The sequence below is a fragment of the Dietzia sp. SYD-A1 genome, from assembly GCF_015356725.1.
Classification (GTDB): domain Bacteria; phylum Actinomycetota; class Actinomycetes; order Mycobacteriales; family Mycobacteriaceae; genus Dietzia.
Window position 1 is genome coordinate 1 of record NZ_JADDKI010000621.1, and the last position, 2,465, is coordinate 2,465.

2 protein-coding genes are annotated in these 2,465 nt (G+C 70.5%); one reads left to right on the forward strand and one right to left on the reverse strand.

The window, feature by feature from the left end:
- A partial coding sequence (locus tag IY392_RS17755) for a serine/threonine protein kinase (protein ID WP_194861947.1) occupies positions 1-2,168 on the forward strand: 2,168 nt, incomplete at its 5' end.
- A gap of 51 nt (positions 2,169-2,219) precedes the next feature.
- Here IY392_RS17755 and IY392_RS17760 read toward each other — a convergent pair.
- Positions 2,220-2,465 (reverse strand): hypothetical protein (locus IY392_RS17760; RefSeq protein ID WP_228549597.1); only part of this gene is annotated, 246 nt, incomplete at its 5' end.

Sequence of the window (2,465 nt, forward strand, 5' to 3'; positions counted from 1 at the left end):
TCGCCACCGCGGACGCCACCGGCGACCCCGAGTCGCGCACCCGGTCGGTCCCCGTGGAGCGACCCTCCGCCCGGACCGGGGACGGGGCCACCGGTGACCGCGCCGGCTCGGCACCGTTCCGGATGCGTCAACCCAGTAAGCCCGAGGACCGACCGAGCCCGGCGTCGGAGGGGCTGGTGGACCTGCCGTACATCATCCCGGTGGATCCCCACTCGGCCATGCTCTCGCCGGAGGACATCGAGGCCGAGTGCGAGGCCTCGGATGGACGACTCCCGCGGCCCGAACTCCGACCCGGCGACGTGGTGGCCGACCAGTACGAGGTCCGCGGCGCGCTCGCCCACGGTGGGATGGGTTGGATCTACCTCGCCGTGGACCACAACGTGTCCGACCGGTGGGTGGTGCTCAAGGGCCTGCTCCACGCCGACCAGGCCGAGGCGCAGGAGGTGGCGGTGGCCGAGCGGGAGATCCTGGCCGAACTCTCCCACCCGTCGATCGTGAGGATCTACAACTTCATCCACGACGACTGGGCCACCTCGCCCACCCACGGCGGCTACATCGTGATGGAGTACGTCGGTGGGCCCAGCCTGCGGGACGTGCGCAGGTCGGCGCCGGGTCGCGTCCTGCCGGTGGAGAAGGCGATCGCGTACGTCCTCGAGGCCCTCACAGCGCTGTCCTACCTGCACTCCGTGGGGCTGGTCTACAACGACCTCAAGCCCGAGAACATCATGCTCACCGAGGACCACGTCAAGCTCATCGACATGGGCGCGGTCTCGGGCGTCGGCGACTACGGGCACATCTACGGCACACCGGGCTTCCAGGCGCCGGAGATCCCCGAGACCGGCCCCACCATCGCCTCCGACCTCTACACCGTGGGGCGCACCCTGGCGTCGTTGATCGTCCGACTACCGGTGGTCGACGGCCGTTACGCCGACGGGATCCCCTCCCCCGTCGAGGAGCCGGTGTTCAGCCGGTACGACTCGCTCTACCGTTTCCTGTTGCGCTCGACCAACGAGGACCCGACCATGCGGTTCCGCAGCGCCAACGGGATGGCCGGCCAGCTGATGGGCGTGTTGCGCGAAGTCCTCGCTCTGCGTACCGGGATCCCGCATCCGGCGTTCTCCTCGGTGTTCTCGCCGCAGCGGTCCACGTTCGGCACGTTGTTCACGGTCGAGCCGACCGATTTCCTCGTCGACGGCCACGCCCGCGACACCACACTGACCGGTGCCGAACTCGTCGACGCCCTGCCCGTGCCGCTGATGGAGTCCTCCGATCCCGCCGGGCGCATCCTGGCCGCCACCTCCTACACCTCCGTGGAGCAGCGGATCGACACGCTCCGTGAGCTGTACTCGGATACCGAGTCCGAGGCCCACGACAGCGTGGGGGTGATCATGTCGCTCGCCCGCGCCTACCTCGAGAGCGGAGACCTCGCGTCGGCCGAGGCCTTGCTGGAGGAGAACTCCGACCGACTCCGCTCGGAGTGGCGCCTGGTCTGGTACGTCGGGGTGATCGCCCTGCTCAAAGGGGATCCCGTGGGCGCCTATCCGAAGTTCCAGCAGGTGTTGTCGGCCATGCCGGGGGAGAACGGGCCCAAGCTGGCGCTCGCGGCGACCGCCGAGCTCATCCTCGACGTCTGCCCGGAGGGGGACAGGGCCCGATGGGCGCGGTCGAGCGAGCACTTCTACCGCACGGTGTGGTCCGTGGACCGGTCGGTGGTCAGTTCCGCATTCGGGTTGGCCCGACAGTTGCAGAGGCGCGGGGAGGTCGCGGCGGCGATCGAGGAACTGGACCGGGTCCCGCCCAACTCCCGATACTCGGCCCTGGCCAATCTCACGGCGATCCTGCTGCTGTGCCAGGGGCGGCCACTGCGGGAGACCGAGGAATCCCACCTGCGCGAGGCCGCTCGTCGCGTCGCGAACCTGTCCGCCGGTGAGCACCGGGCCGTCCAGATCCGCCTCACCGTGCTGACCACGGCACTGAGTTGGATCCAGCTTCCCGGAAACGAGCCCTCGCCGTCGCCACTGATGCGGGGGGTGCCGTTCACCGAGTTCGGTCTGAGAACGGGCGCGGAGACGGTGTTGCGGACCCTGGCGCGGTCCACCGAGACCCGGCAGCAGCGCTTCCGGTTGGTGGACCAGGCCAACAGCATCCGGCCTCGAACCCTGTTCTGACGCCGCCCGGGTGTCGGCATCCCGGCCCTCTGCTCCTCACCGCTCGCGGTCTCAGCACTCGGGGTCGCGACGCCGCCGGCCGGCCAGCAGGATCAGGGTCACTCCGGCCGCGGCGGCGGTCAGGGCCCACAGCAGCAGGTCCGTCGCTCCCACGCCCGTCTCCGCCAGCGAGCCGCGCACCTGGGAGTTGGCGCGAGCCCATTCCGAGGACGGCGCGCCGTCGCGTGAGGTCAGCGAGTTCACGGGGACCTGCCCGGTGCCACCGGGGCCGGCGGTCGACGACGGGGGGCGCGGCGG